The sequence below is a fragment of the Sandaracinus amylolyticus genome (assembly GCF_021631985.1).
Classification (GTDB): Bacteria; Myxococcota_A; Polyangia; order Polyangiales; family Sandaracinaceae; genus Sandaracinus; species Sandaracinus amylolyticus_A.
Genome location: NZ_CP070225.1, coordinates 2322006 through 2337041, shown reverse-complemented (window position 1 = coordinate 2337041; position 15036 = coordinate 2322006). Strand labels below are relative to the sequence as shown.

General features: G+C 73.9%; 11 protein-coding genes. 7 read left to right on the top strand and 4 right to left on the bottom strand.

What is annotated here, in order from left to right; all coding sequences use genetic code 11:
• Positions 1 to 34: 34 nt before the first annotated feature.
• Positions 35 to 1414: a hypothetical protein gene (locus I5071_RS09585; RefSeq protein WP_236605112.1), complete on the bottom strand. Its 1380-nt coding sequence runs from the start codon at positions 1412 to 1414 to the stop codon at positions 35 to 37.
• Positions 1415 to 1470: 56 nt separating this feature from the next.
• Between I5071_RS09585 and I5071_RS09580 the strand changes: the two genes are divergently transcribed.
• Positions 1471 to 2508 (top strand): YkgJ family cysteine cluster protein, encoded by a 1038-nt coding sequence (locus tag I5071_RS09580; protein WP_236605111.1) that lies wholly within the window; start codon positions 1471 to 1473, stop codon positions 2506 to 2508.
• Here the strand turns inward: I5071_RS09580 and I5071_RS09575 are convergent.
• Both I5071_RS09575 and purN read right to left on the bottom strand, forming a co-directional pair.
• The gene (locus I5071_RS09575) at positions 2505 to 4313 is read right to left on the bottom strand and encodes a M20/M25/M40 family metallo-hydrolase (protein WP_236605110.1); all 1809 of its coding nucleotides are present in this window, start codon (positions 4311 to 4313) and stop codon (positions 2505 to 2507) included. The two genes, I5071_RS09580 and I5071_RS09575, sit on opposite strands and share 4 nt — an antisense overlap.
• Positions 4295 to 4945 carry a phosphoribosylglycinamide formyltransferase gene (gene purN / locus I5071_RS09570; RefSeq protein ID WP_236605109.1) on the bottom strand — a complete coding sequence of 217 codons (651 nt, stop codon included), beginning with the start codon at positions 4943 to 4945 and terminating at the stop codon, positions 4295 to 4297. The genes I5071_RS09575 and purN overlap by 19 nt, the downstream gene beginning before the upstream one ends.
• A 100-nt stretch (positions 4946 to 5045) precedes the next feature.
• Here purN and I5071_RS09565 point away from each other — a divergent pair, with 100 nt between their 5' ends.
• The 4 genes from I5071_RS09565 to I5071_RS09550 all read left to right on the top strand — a co-directional run bounded on the left by I5071_RS09565 (position 5046) and on the right by I5071_RS09550 (position 9794).
• Positions 5046 to 5507 carry a hypothetical protein gene (locus I5071_RS09565; RefSeq protein ID WP_236605108.1) on the top strand — a complete coding sequence of 154 codons (462 nt, stop codon included), beginning with the start codon at positions 5046 to 5048 and terminating at the stop codon, positions 5505 to 5507.
• Positions 5508 to 5617: 110 nt separating this feature from the next.
• Complete coding sequence (locus I5071_RS09560; protein ID WP_236605107.1) at positions 5618 to 6883, top strand: alpha/beta fold hydrolase; 1266 nt, start codon at positions 5618 to 5620, stop codon at positions 6881 to 6883.
• Positions 6876 to 8285, top strand: coding sequence for a hypothetical protein (locus tag I5071_RS09555; protein WP_236605106.1), 1410 nt, complete (start codon positions 6876 to 6878; stop codon positions 8283 to 8285). Before I5071_RS09560 ends, I5071_RS09555 begins: the two co-directional genes overlap by 8 nt.
• 189 nt (positions 8286 to 8474) lie before the next feature.
• The gene (locus tag I5071_RS09550) at positions 8475 to 9794 is read left to right on the top strand and encodes an esterase/lipase family protein (protein ID WP_236605105.1); all 1320 of its coding nucleotides are present in this window, start codon (positions 8475 to 8477) and stop codon (positions 9792 to 9794) included.
• Positions 9795 to 9803: 9 nt separating this feature from the next.
• On the opposite strand, the gene I5071_RS09545 is transcribed toward I5071_RS09550, so the two are convergent.
• On the bottom strand, positions 9804 to 11477 hold the full coding sequence (locus I5071_RS09545; RefSeq protein ID WP_236605104.1) for an ATP-binding protein: 1674 nt from the start codon (positions 11475 to 11477) through the stop codon (positions 9804 to 9806).
• A gap of 195 nt (positions 11478 to 11672) precedes the next feature.
• Here I5071_RS09545 and I5071_RS09540 point away from each other — a divergent pair, with 195 nt between their 5' ends.
• Together I5071_RS09540 and I5071_RS09535 are read left to right on the top strand one after the other, a co-directional pair.
• The gene (locus I5071_RS09540) at positions 11673 to 14579 is read left to right on the top strand and encodes an ATP-binding protein (protein ID WP_236605103.1); all 2907 of its coding nucleotides are present in this window, start codon (positions 11673 to 11675) and stop codon (positions 14577 to 14579) included.
• Positions 14576 to 14977 carry a response regulator gene (locus tag I5071_RS09535; RefSeq protein WP_236605102.1) on the top strand — a complete coding sequence of 134 codons (402 nt, stop codon included), beginning with the start codon at positions 14576 to 14578 and terminating at the stop codon, positions 14975 to 14977. The genes I5071_RS09540 and I5071_RS09535 overlap by 4 nt, the downstream gene beginning before the upstream one ends.
• Positions 14978 to 15036 lie beyond the last annotated feature (59 nt).

The following is a 15036-nucleotide window of genomic DNA, read 5'->3' as shown; positions in this document are numbered from 1 at the left end:
GGTCGGGGGGCGGGGTCTTCCAAGACCCCGCCCGCTAACGCAGCGCGCGCGCCTCCAGGAGGTGGGTGCGGGCATCGTCGCGACGACCCTCGCTCCACGCGCGCCATCCCGCGCGCACCAGCGCGTCGACGCGACGCTCCTTCGCGCCGAGCTCCCGCTGCTCGTGGGCGCGCGCCAGCGCACGGAGCGCGAGCGTCTCGGCGCCGGCCTGCTCGAGGTGCGAGGCGAAGTGGAGGAACCCACGGGGCGGCGCGCCGCGCGTCGCGAGCAGCGCCTCGGCGAGCGCGATCGCGTCGGGCCTCGTCGCCGGGCGCGCGAGCGCGCACCACGCGGCGGTCCACGCCGGCGGCTCGCCCTCGCCGACGCCGATGGCGCGGAGCTCGCGCACCCGCTCGCGCGCCTCGTCGTCACGCCCGGCGCGGAGCGACGCGATCACCGCGAGCGCGCACCACGCGCCGGGGTCGCGCGCGGGGCGAGGTCCCACCGCGCCCCCGGAGAGCACGCCCCGCGCGCGCTCGAGCTGCGCGCGCGTGGGCTCGTCGATCGCGGCGGCACGCACGATGGCGGCGCTGCGTGCGGCCTCGTCGGTGTCGACCGTCGCCGCGATCGCGTCGAGCGTCGCGAGCACACGCGCGCGCTCCGGGGCGTCGGGCCACTTCGCCGCGGCGCTGCGGACCCGCTCGAGCTCGACGCCGGTGAGCGCGGCGCCCGACTCGTCGGCGTGGGCGCAGGCGGCGCGGATCGCGGCGCGGGCGATCTCGGGGGCACGATGCGACGCGAGCTCGACCAGCGCGTCGAGGCCGCGCACCCGTGCGTAACGACCGGTCTCGCCGAGGCGCGCGATCGCGAGCACGAGCCGCGCGCGATCGCCGGGGTGGTCGTCGGGGATCGAGGAGGCCACGCGGGCCGCGTCGAGCTTGTGGCCCGACTGGCGCGCGAGCAGCCGCGCGAGCTCGACGCGTGCGGCGCGCGCGCGCTCCGGCGCCCCCGCGCGGTCGGCCTCGCTCGCGGCCCAGCGCCAGTCCGCGGCGGCGTCGTCGAGCGCGCCGCTCTGCTCGTGCACGACCGCGCGCATCGCGCGGGAGATCGCGTGATCGCGGCGCTGCACCTCGGCGTCGGCGAGCACGCGCGCGAGGGGCTTCGAGGTGCGCAGCAGCGACGCGATCACCGGCGCGACGTCGGCGCTGCGCGCGCCCACGTGCTCGACCGCCCACCAGCCCGAGAGCGTCTCGATCGCGTCCGCGTCGCCGACCTCGGCCGCGCACTCGAGCGCGACGACGATCGCGGCGGCGCGCGACGGGCTCGGATCGCTGCCCGCGATCATCGGCGAGAGCACGCGCAGCGCGCCGCGCGCGCCGAGGCGGGTGCGGAGCGAGCGCGCAGCGCCGAGCCCGAGGTCCGAGAGCAGGCCCATGTCGCGGGGGAGGATACGCCGGGGTCCGGTGCTATGACTGGCCTTCTCTCCGCACGATGCGCGCCGTCACGCACCGCTACGAGGACCCTCTCGATCGCATCTGGATCACGTGCGCCGAGCGCATCGGTCTGCGCGTGGTGCGGCTCGAGGGTGCGTACGCGACGTCCGACGGGCGCGGCACGCTCGCGATCGCGACGCCGCCCGAGCTCGATGCCGACGACTCGCTCGCGCAGATGATCTTCCACGAGCTCTGCCACTCGCTCGTGCAGGGTCCCGAGTCGTTCGAGCAGCCCGACTGGGGCCTCGACAACGAGAGCGATCGCGACGTGGTGCGCGAGCACGCGTGCCTGCGCCTGCAGGCGCTGCTCACGCGGCCGCTCGGGCTCGCGGGCGTGCTCGCGCCGACGACGGACTTCCGGCTCTTCTGGGACGCGCTGGGGCCCGACCCGCTCGCGCCGCACGACGATCCCTCGGTGCCGCTCGCGCGGCTCGCGTTCGTGCGCACCCACCAGGGCCCGTGGGCACCGCACCTGCGCGAGGCGCTGCTCGCGACCGCGGCGATCGCGCAGGCGACCGCGGCGCACGGATCGCACGCGCCGGGCTCGCTGTGGTCGCGCGTGGAGCCGCCGCGACCGCGCCATCCGACGACCGAGCTCCCGCTGGCGCCGGCGGGCACGGCCGGCGAGCACGAGACCTGCGGGACCTGCGCGTGGGCGGCGCGTCACGGCACCGGGCGGCGCTGCCTCCATGCCGAGCGCCCGACCCGCACGTCGTCTCCGGCGTGCGAGCGATGGGAGCCCGCGACGCTCGACTGCCAGGCGTGCGGCGCGTGCTGCCGCGAGGCGTTCGACACGCTCTTGCTGCACGGCCGCGAGCGCATCGCGCGGCGTCATCCCGAGCTGGTCGTGGTGCGCGACGACGTGCTCGAGATCCCGCGCCCCGGGGGCCGCTGCCCCGCGCTCGAGGGCGATGGGAGCGCGAGCGCGCGCTACGCGTGCCGGGTGTACGACGATCGTCCGCGCACCTGCCGCGACTTCACGGTGGGCAGCGCGAACTGCCTGCTCGCGCGACGCCGCGTGGGACTGGCGATCTAGTCGGTCTCGCCGGTCAGGCGCAGCGCGGCGTCGTAGAGCATCAGCGTCGTCGCGTGCAGCGCCTCGAGCTCGATGAACTCGTCGGCACCGTGCCCTGCGTAGCGCCGCCCCGGGAGCGAAGGCCCGAAGTCCACCGCGCCCGGGAACAAGCGCGCGTAGGTGCCGCCGCGGATCGAGATCGGCCTCGCGGCGGGCTCGTCGCGCACGGTGCGCCACACCGCCATCAGCGTCGGCACGAGCTCGCCCTCGAGGTCCGCGACGTGCGGCTCGCCGACGTGCACCTCGTCGATCGCGCGCACGTCCGGATGCTCCGCGCGCACGCGCTCGAGCGCCGCGTCGAGGCTCGCCCGGAACTCGTCGGTGCTCTGCCCGCGGGGACGACGCATGTTGACCTGCAGCGTGACGCCCTCGGGGCTCGCGCGGAGCAGCGTCGCCGCCGACGTGAGCGCGCCCATGAAGTCGTCCGCGTACCCGACGCCGAGGCGCTCGCCGAAGTCATCGCCGTCGAAGAACCCGCGCACGATCGCGAGCGCGCTCGGGATCGCGCCGGGCGCGAGCTCGAGCCGCGCCGCGATCCCCGCGAGGAGCCACATCGCGTTGAGGCCCTCGTCCGGCACCGACGAGTGCGCCGAGCGACCGTGGGCGACGATGCGCGCCACCTGCTCGCCCTCGCGCTCGATGGCATCGACGTCGATCCGGTACGCGGGCTGGTCGCGCGCATCGAGCTCGATCCGCGCGGCCTCTCGCGCGCGCTCGATCCACACGTCGAGCGCGATCCCGCGCGGGGGGCGCACCACGAGCTCGGCCTGGTCGGGGATCTGCGTGAGGAACAACCCCGCGCGCGCATCGAGCGCGACGGCGCGACGCTCGCTGCGCCGCACGTCGATCGCGGGCACGACGAGCCCCCACGCGACGAACCCGCTCTCGGCCGCGACCACCGGATACGACGCGTCCACCGACACCACGTGCCGCGCGCGCGGCGCGCTCGCGGCGTAGCGACGCATCGGCTCCCAATCCTCTTCTTCCGCGGTGCCGAGCGCGAGCACGATCGATCCCGCCTCGGGCGCGATCCCCGCGTCGCGCAGCGACGCGAGCACGACCATGCCCGCGGCGATCGGCCCCTTGTCGTCCTCGGTGCCCCGACCGTAGAGGCGCCCCGCGTCGACGTGCGCCTCGAACGGCGCGACGGTCCATCCGCTCGGCACCGCATCGCTCGCGATCACGCTCGGCGGGTCGTTCACCGGCACCACGTCCGCGTGGAACACGTAGGAGAGCGCGCGCTCGTCGCGCCCTCCCGGCAGCTCGATCTCCCACGCGTCGTTCTCGCCGGAGACGCGGAACACGAGCCCCGCTTCCTCGCTCCACCGTGCGAGCCACGCCGCGAGGCGCGCGTGCTCGGCGTTGCTCGCGGGCGGCGCGATCGCGGCGACGGTCTGGAAGCGCACCAGCTCGGTGGTCAGCGCGATCGCGTCGCGCTCGCCGCACAGCTCGATCGCGCGCCGCGCCGCCCCGAGCGCGACCGCGCGCGCGTCCTGATCGATCGGTGCGATCGGCACGCCCTCGCAGCCCCGCGGGCACCACGCCTCGAGCGCGGTGATCGTGCGCGCCTCGCCGCGAGCGCGGGCGCGCTGGAGATCGAGCTGGCGGAACCGCTCGAGACGCTCCCGCACCGGGCCCTCGTCGCAGGCACGCGCCCACGCGTCGTCCGCGACGTCGGCGACCGGGGCTGGGCGCGTGACCGCAGGCGCGCTCGAGCCGCACGACGCGATCAGGATCGCGAGCGCGATCAGACGAGCGCGGGGCACACCAGCGCTCCCTCGCCGAACGGGCAACCCGGCGCGAACGTCGGTCGCGCGCCGGGAACGATCCATCCGCGCGCGATCGCGTCGATCACTGCGGGGAAGACGCGGTGCTCCTGGCCCTGGATGCGCGCGTGCAGCGCGCTCGCGTCGTCGCTCGGCAGCACCGGCACCGCGGCCTGCGCGAGGATCGGCCCGGTGTCCACGCCGGCGTCGACGAGGTGCACGGTGCACCCGCTGAGGCGCACGCCCGCCGCGATCGCCTGCGCCGGTCCGTCGGTGCCGGGGAACGCGGGCAAGAGCGCGGGGTGCACGTTCACGATGCGGTACGGGAAGCGCGCGAGCATCGCGGGGCCGACGATGCGCATGAACCCCGCGAGCACCACGAGCCCCGGCGAGAACGACGCGACCTCGTCCGCGAGCGCCGCGTCCCACGCCTCGCGCGACGCGTGATCCTTGGGGCGGCACACGCGCGTCGGGATGCCGCGCTCGCTCGCGAACCCGAGCGCGTCGGCCTGCGAACGATCCGCGAGCACGCCCACGATGCGCGCGTCGCAGCGCCCCGCGTCGATCGCCGCGCAGATCGCGCGGAGGTTGGAGCCACGGCCGGAGACGAGAACGGCGAGGTCGAGGGTCATCGCGCGCGCATGAGAGCAGAGGAGGCACGCGCTCGCCAGCGCACGCGTGGCGCGCTGCCCCCGGCGCACGCGAGCACGCGGCCCCTATACGATGAGGCGCATGGCCGAGAGCGACTTCCGCAGCACGAACGAGCACGGGACCGTGGTCGTCGAGTGGCCGCGCGGCTACGCGCAGCACCGCTCGCTCGCGCCGGGCGCGTGCTTCCTGCGCATCGGCGGCCACGCGCTCGAGGGCCTGCTGCCCTTCCACTGGAAGTTCCTCGAGCCGCACGTCGGAGCCCGCTCGGGCCTGACGGTGATCATCGATCTCACGGATCTGCAGACCTACGACTCCGGCTACCGCGCGGGCTGGACGCAGTGGCTGCGCGAGCACCCCGCGCAGATCCACCTCTACAGCCCGTCGCGCATGGTCCGGATGGGCGCGGCCGTGGTGCACCTCGCGACCGACAAGATCACCGCGTACGACTCGCTCGGCGCGCTCTACGCGTTCGCTTCGAAGTCGGTGCCCGGCTTCGCGGCGAGCTCGATCCCGGCGCCGCGCGCCGCCCGCGCGTTCGGCTGAGGTGGGCCTGGAAACGTTGCGCCGAGCGCGAACAAAATAAAACGTACAAAACGTTCTTCCAATTTTTGTACGACCCTTTTAGATTGCGCTTCGCAGGGGAAGGGGAAGCGATGAGCACCTCGTCGTCCGAAGGGCAGCGGCCCGCGCTGTCGTGGTCTCGCCTCGCGTGGCAGAGCGCCCGCGCCGTGTGGGGCCTCGTCCGCTGCGCACCGCACGTGCGGCTGCGTCATCTCCGCGCGGTGCGCGAAGCGACACGTCGCGCGCGCGAGGCCGATCCACGCTGCTCGCCGCTGCGGCGGGTGAACGACGGACTGCACGAGATCGATCCGCGCTGGCTCGGCGCCGTGCAGACCGAGCCGCTGCGCTGCGTGGACCCGATGATCGTCCTGCACTTCGTCGGCACCGGCGAGACGCGGCACGGTCCGCTGCCCTGCATCGCGCGGCTCGTGCGTGCGTGCCCGGCGCTGCGCACCCAGCGCCACTTCGTCGTGGACGGCCCCGCGGACCCGCTCGCGTACGAGGATCTCGCGACGCTCAGCCCGCGCGTGTGGACCGCGCTCGAGCCGCTGATCGATGCGTCGAGCGGGCCCTTCGTGCTCGTCGGCCTGAGCCGCGGCGGCGCGCTCGCGCTCGAGGTCGCGGCGCGGATCGCGGACGAGAAGCGCAAGGCGGTGTCGTGCATCGCGCTCTCTCCGCCGCTCGCGCGGCCGCGCCGCCTGCCGCGCATCGTCGAGATGATCGCGGGCTTCGGCACGCTCGCGAGCGCGTACACCGACGCGGTGTCGCGCGGCGTGGTGCCCTCGTGGCTCACCGGCCTCGCGACGCGCGTGGTGCGCACGCTGCAGCTCGCGATCACCGCGTACGTGCTCGCCGATCTCCAGGCGGCCGACGAGGAGACCATCGCGTGGTCGCTGCGTGATCTGCGCGAGGACGACGGCATGGACTCCGCGCTGCGACAGGTCGGCGAATTCGGGCTGCTCCAGCGCACCAGCGAGGTCGAGCTCGTCCGCTTCACGCGCTTCGTGACGCGCTCGCTCGTGCACAACGAGCTCGCGTGGGCCGTCGCGCTCTGGGGCGAAGAGGACACGTGGCTCTCGGCGAGCGCGTGCCGCGGCCAGATCGAGCAGGCGCTGAAGCGGCTGCGCAACGCACACGGCGCGATCGCGACCAGCATGGTGCCCGGTCGCCACAACCTCTCGCGCGGCGCGAACGACGACTTCGACGCGCTGAGCCCGCACTTCGAGCGCGCGGTGCACGAGGCACGCGCCCGCGCCGAGCACGAAGCACGACGGCAACGCTCGCGCGCGCGGCTGGAACGCCGCATGCGCGAGGGCCTGACCACGGCCGAGCCCGCCTCCGAGGAACGACATGTCTAGCCCCGGCGAACGCGACGATCTCACCACGCTCGAAGGCATCCGCAGGACGTTCGCGCGTCGCTTCGAGGTCAGCCGGCTCGGGTACCACGCGCTCGGCGAGGCCGTGCTGCAGGCGTACTGGGCGAACGCGGCGGAGCGCGGACGTCCCGCGAGCGCGATGACCTTCCGCAACTTCCTGCAGGGCAAGACTGTCCTGCGCGATCCCACCGCGCTCGAGCTCTACTTCGCGGAGCTCGGCGCGACCGACGACGAGATGCGCACCATCCGCGGCACGCTCCAGCGCGAGCTCGCGCGCCGCGTCGCCGCTCCGCGCCAGCGCGCCGCGCTCTCCGCGCTCGGCGATCGCGCGATCGAGGCGATGCCGTACAGCCGCGCGATCGCGGAGTGCGAGGTGGTCACGCAGTTCGAGGAGTCGATCGCGGCGCCGGTCGCGTTCGTCACCCCGACCGACTACATGCTCGGCGCGGGCGCGCCCTCGACGCCCGATCCCGATCCCGAGAAGTGGGGCGTGGTGCCGTACCTGCGCGCGCTGCTCCGCTATCTCGAGGACATGGAGCGCGACTTCGTCGAGTCGCTCGCGAGCATCCCGAAGCGCGACGCCGCGCGGCGCCAGCTCGCGGTCGCAGCCGATCTGCGCGAGGCGCTCTCGGCGTACGCGGGGTGGCTGCTGCACTGGCCGACGTACGCGGAGCTCTTCTTCTCGCGGCGACGCTACGTGCTGCACGGCTCGGTGCCCGAGGAGCAGCGCCAGCTCGCGATCGCGCTCGCCAAGCGCTGCTCGCGCTTCCTCCACGCGCCGCTCTCGCGCTTCGTGCTCGAGGTGCTCTTCGAGGGCGAGGATCCCCAGCGACGCCTCGCGTCGTCGGAGGCCTCGATCGCGCTCGAGGCGATCGCGCAGCGCGCGCTGGCGATCCCGCACGCGTTCTACGTGACGGTCGTGCTCGGCAGCTCGGGCACCGGCGCGGCGTTCCAGGCGGCGTACCAGCTGCGCCGCGAGGAGGCGGGCAACCGGGTCGACGGGCCGCTCTTCTGGACCGACGCGCACGACTCGATCGTCGACGCGTACGACGAGACGGTGCGCGCCGCGAACGAGGCGATCGAGCGCGACCCGATGATCACGTACGGCGAGCTGAAGCGGCTCTACGACGATCAGGCGCGCGCCGTGCGCGGCGCGATGCACGCGGTGTGGGAGCAGGACTACGCGTCCACGATCGTGCGCGAGATCGGCATGTTGCTGATCGGCGCGCTGCACGAGCGTCGTGTGCTCTCCGATCGCGAGATGCTCGCCGCGACGGAGGCGCTGCTCGTGTCGCGGCGCGGCGCGCGGATCCTGGGAGCGACGTGCGACACATCGCGCTTCCGCAGCGACGAGGCGCCGCCGCTCGTCCACGAAGCATCGTGATCTGATCGAGATCGTTTGAGGTCCAACGATTCCGGGCGCGCCTCGCCGCGCGCCCGGCGGGGTACTCGTGCGCGCGCGATCCGCGCGCTCGACAGGGGACTCGTGCGCGCGGAGCTCCGCGCACACGGGACGACGTGCGCGCATGGAGCGCGCGCGAAGGGAGCGGTCCGTCTGCAATAGGAGGCTCGTATGTTCGGCTTGCGTGCGAAGGGGTGGCACACGCTCTTGGCTTGTTCGCTGGTCGTCGGCTGCGAGGGGGGCAGCGCAGGAGGAACGGAGGAAGCGCCGGGCGCGGCGCTGCACGGAGGTGACGCGGGGGTCGCATCGGTCGAGCGCAACCCGGTCGTGCTGCTGCACGGCTTCTTCGGGTGGGGGCGCGACGAGCTGCTCGGCTGGAAGCACTTCGGCGGCACGCGCGACCTGGAAGCGGAGCTGCGCGGAGAGGGCTTCGACACCGTGACGGTCGCGGTGGGCCCGCTCTCGAGCAACTGGGATCGCGCGGCGGAGATGTACGCGCAGCTCGTCGGGGGCACCGTCGACTACGGCGTGGCGCACTCGATCGAGCATCGACATGCGCGCTTCGGGCGCACCTACGAAGCGCTGCTGCCCGGGCTCGGCGAGGTCGGTCCGGACGGGCACGTGCAGCGCGTGAACATCATCGCGCACAGCCAGGGATCGCAGACCGCGCGCGTGCTGATCGCGCTGCTCGCGGAGGGCGACCCGGACGAGCGCGCGGCGTGCCCGGCGGGCGTCTGCCCCGACGGTGAGGCCGGGCTCTCGCCGCTCTTCGCGGGCGGCGGGCCGCAGTGGGTGCACGGCGTCGCGACGCTCTCGGGCGCGAACGACGGATCGACGCTCGCGCACGCACTGCAGAACGATCTCAACCCCAACAGCCTGATCGCGGGGCTCGCGGTCGCGGTGAACACGCTCGGCGCGAGCGGGCTCTACGACTTCAAGCTCGATCAGTTCGGGCTCGCGCCGCGCGCCGCGAGCGAGCCGCTCACCGCGTACTTCGAGCGCATCACGCGCACGATGCTCGACGCGGACAACCACGACACCGCGTTCTACGACCTCTCGCTCGACGGCGCGGCGGCGCTCAACGGCTGGGCGCGCGCACGGCCCGACGTCGTGTACTTCTCGTGGGCGAACCACACCTCGCTGCCGATCCCGCTCGCGGGCCATCACCGGCCGATGAGCGAGACCAACCTGTTCTTGTGGGGCTTCACGGCGTTCATGGGCAACTACCAGGTCGCCGGCGTCGACGCGCGCAGCCTCTGGGAGAACGACGGCATCGTGAACACGCGCGCGATGGACGGTCCGCACGCGTCGTCGACCGACGTCGTCTCGCGCTTCGACGGGACCATCCGTCGCGGGCTCTGGCAGCTCGTGGAGCGCCGCCGCGGCTGGGATCACTGGGACATGCTCGGGCTGCTCGATCTGCGACACGACTTCTCGCAGACGCGCGGGCTCTATCTCGACGCCGCGCGCCTCCTCCGCGCCTCGGAGTGAGCGCGACGCTCACGCGTGCACGGTGGTCTCGGGCGCGGGCGCGCGGAGACGCCGGGGCAGCTCGACGGTGAAGGTCGAGCCCTGCCCCGGCGCGCTCGAGACCCGGATCGTGCCGCCGTGCGCGCTCACGATCTGATGCGCGATGTACAGGCCGAGCCCGAGACCGCCGTAGCTGCGCGCCGAGGATGCGCGCACGAAGCGCTCGAAGATGCGCTCGAGGTCGGTCTCGGCGATGCCGATGCCGCGATCGCGCACCTCGATGCGAGCGGTCGCCGCCGCTCCGACGACCTCGACGTCGATCGGGCGTCCCTCGCCGTACTTGATCGCGTTCGAGAGCAGGTTCGTGAGGACCTGATCGATGCGCAGCGGGTCCCACGTGCCCTCGATCGAGCGCGGCTCGATCACCAGCGAGATCGTGGAGCCGCCGGTCGTGCCCGCGGACCGGAAGCGCTCCACCACCTCGCTCGCGATCAATGCGAGATCGGTCTGCGCCGGCTTCATCTCGAGCCGTCCCGCGCTCGCGCGCGTGACGTCGAGCAGGGTCGAGACGAGATCCTCGAGCCGGCGCACCTGCCGCAGCGACGAGCGCAGCATGTCGTGGGTGTTCGGGAGCCAGGCGCTCCGATCCGCCGCCGCCGCGAGGAGCTGCATCTGGAGCTTCAGCGGCGTGAGCGGCGTGCGCAGCTCGTGCGACGCGATCGAGAGGAACTCGTCGCGCGCGTGCACCGCCTCGGTGCGCTCGATGATGCGGCGCTCGAGCTCCTCGTTCGCGCGCTGCAGCTCGCCCTCGGCGCGGAGGCGCTCCGCGGCCTCGAGCGCGCGCCCCACGAAGTCGGCCATCGACGCGGCGCACTGCACGTCGTCGTGGGCCCACTGGCGCCCCGCGCCGGAGTGCTCGTAGCAGAGCACTCCCGCGAGCCGGCCACAGAAGCGCACGGGCGCATCGAGCATCGACACGATGCCGAGCGGGCGCAGGTACGCGGGGGAGAGCTCGCGCGTCGCGAAGTGCGTCTGCACGTCGTCGGCGACGATCGCGCGATCCTCCGCGAGCGCGTCGAAGTAGTCGGGGTACTCGCTCGCGAGGATCTCCGCGCCCGACGAGTGACGCCCGAGATCGGCCTCGAAGAGATCGTGGCAGACGATCTTCGTGCGGGTCGGATCGTAGAGCCACACCGAGGTGCGGCTGACGCCCATCGCCTCGGCGGCGGCCTCGGTGACCTCGCGGATCGCGCCGGCGAGATCGCCTCGCGCCGCGAGCAGGCTCTTCGCGAGCCGGAGATAGAGCTCGTTGCGCCGGCGCAGCATGCGCTCGTGCTCCTGCTCGGGACCGAGCCCGCCGTCGCCCGCACGCACGATCGTCGCAGCGAAGATCACGTCGCCGCCGGGCGCCTCGCCCACCACCAGGCCGCCGTTCACGCGCACCGAGATGCGCTCACCGGTCGCGGTGATCAGCTCCTTCTCGTAGGGCTCACCACGTCGTGCCTGCAGCCGGTTGAGCTCCCGCTGCTTCTGCCCGCCCGCGCTGATGTTCCAGTAGTCGAGCTCGGGCGGGGGATCGCTCGCGAGGCCGAGCATCTCGTAGAACGCGCGGTTCGCGTCGAGGACGCGGCCTCGCGCGTCCCACACGACCATCCCGGCGGGGAGCTCGTCCACGATCGACGCCAGCGAGACCGCGCGAGCCATACGACGTCCCCACGTGACGTGATCATCACGTAGCGCCGCGGCGCACCGGCTACACGGATCGCGCCCCCGATCGGCCCGGAGGGCAGGGACGAGATTCGTCACACGTAGCGCGCTGCCTCGCGCGATCGCTCGTTGCTCCACGCGCACGGGCCCGAGACGTGGGGCACGACGCCTGCTTCGCGATCGCACAGAGCGATGCGCTCCTCGGAGGCGACCCGGACGTCGAGGTGGGATCCCGTCGCGCGCGCGGCCGGAGTGGTCGCGCTCGGCGCGGGCGTGCTCGGCGCGGTGGGCCACGCGCTCGACGTACGGGTGCTGCTGCAGCCGTTCGACCTCGGCCCTGCTCCGTCGATCGCCGCGGTGGCGTGCTTGCTCCTCCTCGGGGCGAGCAGCCTCGCGATGCTCGGCTCACCTCGGGCGCGGATGGCCGCGGGCTTCGGGGGAGTCGGTCTCGCCTGCGTGGGCGCGCTCGCGACGTTCCGCGCGCTCGATGCCCTCCTCGAGGGGGATCGCGCCGCGATCGCGTCGCCCTACGTCGGCCTCGCGCTCGGCACCGCGGCGTGCTTCGCGGCGCAGGGCGCGAGCATCACGCTGTTCGCGGCGCGACGCCGAGCCCGGGCCGCGGTCGCGATCGCGAGCACGCTGACGCTCGGCCTCGCGCTCGCGTCGATGCTCGCCTTCTCGATGTCCGTGCCGATGCTGCAGCGCTACGGCGTCGAGATGCCGCTCCTCGTCGCGCTCGCGCTCGCGGCGCACGGCGGAGGGCTGCTCGCGTGGGCGTGGTACTCGGACGTGCACGAGCACGACCTGCCGATGCCCGCGTGGAGCCCGCTCGTCGCGGCGATCTCCGCGGGGATCATCTTCATCGTGTTCACGATCGCGATCGAGGGTGACGCCGCGATCCTGCAGGTCGTGCTGGTGCTCGGCGCCGCGGGGAAGCTCGGGCAGGCGGTGCACGGGCAGCTCCGGCAGCGGCGGGCCGACGTCGCCGCGAGGCACGCCGCGCAGGACGCGCAGGTGCGCGCCGAGGAGCGATCCGCGGAGGCGATCGCGCAGCGGCGTCAGCTCGAGCGCGTGCTCGATCTCGCGCCGGTGCCGCTGGTCCTCGTCGATCCCGCGCAGGCGCGGGTCACCTTCGCCAACGAGGCCGCGGATCGGCTCGCCGCAGGGCGCTTCACGCGCGACGGAAAGAGCACGATCGTCTGCGAGGACCTGCGCGGGCGCCCGCTGCCCGACAGCGACTCGCCCATGTCGCGCGTGGCGCGCGGCGAGCGCCTCGAGGGCGTGCCGCTCACCGCGACGACGGCCGCGGGGCGGCGCGATCTGCTCGTGCACGGCGCGCTGCTCCCGGCCGCGCAGGCCGAGCCCTCCGTCGCCGTGCTCGCGCTGCAGGACGTCACCCAGGTGCGGCGCGCCGAGGAGGTCACGACCCGGCTCGGCCGCATCGTCGACGACGCGCCGATCGAGGTCTACGCGTTCGACGCGTCGAGCCTGGTCCTGGTGCAGGAGAACGCGAGCGCGCTGCGCAACCTCGGGTACCGCAGCGACGAGCTGCGCGGCGCGAAGATCACCGAGCTCTGGCGCGAGCCGAGCGGGGCGGCCCTCGAGGCGCTGCTCGAGCCGCTGCGCACCGGCGAGCGCGACCACGTCGTGCTCGAGACCGAGCACGTGCGGAAGGACGGGACGACGTATCCGGTCGAGGCGCGCATCCGCCTCTCGCGCACCGAGACGCCGCCGGTCTTCCTCGCGCTCGTGGAGAACATCACCGCGCGCAAGCGCACCGAGGAGGAGCGCGCGCGCCTGCTCTCGCTGGAGCGGCACGCGCGCGAGGAGGCCGACGCGGCGCGCGAGCGCCTCGCGTTCATCGCCGATGCGAGCCGCGCGCTCGTCGATCCCGAGGACCTCGAGAGCACGCTGCGCGCCGCGGCGCGCGCCGCGCTTCCTCGGCTCGCGTCGTGGAGCGTGCTGCACCTCGTGGCGGGCGACGGCTCGGTGCGGCGCGCGTCCGTCGCCGCGACGATCGAGGCCTCGGCCGCCGCGATCGCCCGGGACGTGCCGCGGATCGCGCCGGAGTCGTCGCTCGCGCGCGCCCTCGCCGAGGGCGAGACGAGCATCGCGCTCGACGTCGGTCCGGAGCGGATGCGCGAGCTGCTCGGGCTCTCGAGCGACGCCGGGCTCGACGCGGCGCGCGCGCTGGGCGTGCGCGCGTGCGCGACGATCGGTCTGCGCGCACGAGGACGGACGATCGGCGCGCTCTCGCTGATCGAGAGCGGCGAGCCCTCGAAGTGGCGGAAAGACACCGAGATCGCGCTCGCGCAGGACTACGCGACCCGCGCGGCGCTCGCGATCGACGACGCGCAGCTGCACGAGGACGCGAAGGCCGCGCTGCGCGCGCGCGACGACTTCCTCGTGGTCGCGTCGCACGACCTGCAGATGCCGCTGAGCCTGCTGAAGATGCAGGTCGAGAGCATGCAGCGCTCGACGCTGCGTCCCGGCGGCCTCGCACCCGATCGGCTCGCGCGCGCGCTCGAGGCGGTGCACCGCCTCGCGACCAAGCTCGCGGTGGTGGTCGAGGACCTCGTCGATCCCTCGCGCCTCACGCGCGACCGCATCGGGCTCGCCATCGAGCAGGTCGATCTCGCGGGGCTCGTGTGCACCGTGGTCGCGCGCTTCGCCGATCGCTTCGAGCGCGCGGGCTCGCGCGTCGCGCTCTCCGCGCCGGTCGCGATTCCCGGCGAGTGGGACGCGTTCCGCCTCGAGCAGGTCGTGGGCAACCTGCTCTCGAACGCGATCAAGTACGGCTCGGGCAAGCCCATCGAGGTCGCGGTCGAGGCCGACGGCGACGTGGCGCGCCTGCGGGTGCGCGATCACGGCACCGGCATCACCGAGGATCGACGCGCGCGCATCTTCTCGCTCGAGGCGCGCTCGGTGCCGACGCGACAGTACGGAGGCCTCGGCCTCGGGCTCTACCTCGTGCGCCGCATCGTCGACGCGCTCGGCGGGCACATCGAGGTCGAGAGCGATCCCGGCGTGGGCACGACCTTCACCGTGACGCTGCCTCGCCGTGCGGCGAGCCGGCACGACCAGGAATCGGCGGCGTGAGCGCGGACGTGCAGAACGGCGCACCGATCATGGTCGTCGAGGACGACGCCGACGTCCGCGAGACGATGGTGCAAGTGCTCGAGAGCGAGGGGTTCTCGGTGCACGCGGCGCGCGACGGACGCGAGGCGCTCGACGCGCTGCGCGCGGGGCTGCGACCGCGCCTCATCCTGCTCGATCTGATGATGCCGGTGATGAACGGCTGGCAGTTCCGTGAGGAGGTCGAGCGCGAGCGAGAGCTCGCGTCGATCCCGGTCGTGCTCGTGTCCGCCCTCGATCCCGGCACCGAGCGCACTGCGTCGCTCGCGGCCGCCGGGTTCCTGCACAAGCCCTTCGAGCTCGACGAGCTGCTCGAGGTCGTGCAGCGCGCGTCCCCGAGCGCCCCGCCCGCGGCCCCGTGAGCGCGTCGGATTGCGCGGATTCCGCGCAGACCCCATGACAACCGACCGCCCATGAGCCC

What these genes read in the sequence shown, in the direction of transcription:
- I5071_RS09585 (WP_236605112.1), bottom strand. Translation starts at nt 1,414, where the DNA reads ATGGGCCTGCTCTCGGACCTCGGGCTCGGCGCTGCGCGCTCGCTCCGC.
- I5071_RS09565 (WP_236605108.1), top strand. Translation starts at nt 5,046, where the DNA reads ATGGCCGAGAGCGACTTCCGCAGCACGAACGAGCACGGGACCGTGGTC.
- I5071_RS09555 (WP_236605106.1), top strand. Translation starts at nt 6,876, where the DNA reads ATGTCTAGCCCCGGCGAACGCGACGATCTCACCACGCTCGAAGGCATC.
- I5071_RS09545 (WP_236605104.1), bottom strand. Translation starts at nt 11,477, where the DNA reads ATGGCTCGCGCGGTCTCGCTGGCGTCGATCGTGGACGAGCTCCCCGCC.
- purN (WP_236605109.1), bottom strand. Translation starts at nt 4,945, where the DNA reads ATGACCCTCGACCTCGCCGTTCTCGTCTCCGGCCGTGGCTCCAACCTC.
- I5071_RS09560 (WP_236605107.1), top strand. Translation starts at nt 5,618, where the DNA reads ATGAGCACCTCGTCGTCCGAAGGGCAGCGGCCCGCGCTGTCGTGGTCT.
- I5071_RS09580 (WP_236605111.1), top strand. Translation starts at nt 1,471, where the DNA reads ATGCGCGCCGTCACGCACCGCTACGAGGACCCTCTCGATCGCATCTGG.
- I5071_RS09540 (WP_236605103.1), top strand. Translation starts at nt 11,673, where the DNA reads ATGCGCTCCTCGGAGGCGACCCGGACGTCGAGGTGGGATCCCGTCGCG.
- I5071_RS09550 (WP_236605105.1), top strand. Translation starts at nt 8,475, where the DNA reads ATGTTCGGCTTGCGTGCGAAGGGGTGGCACACGCTCTTGGCTTGTTCG.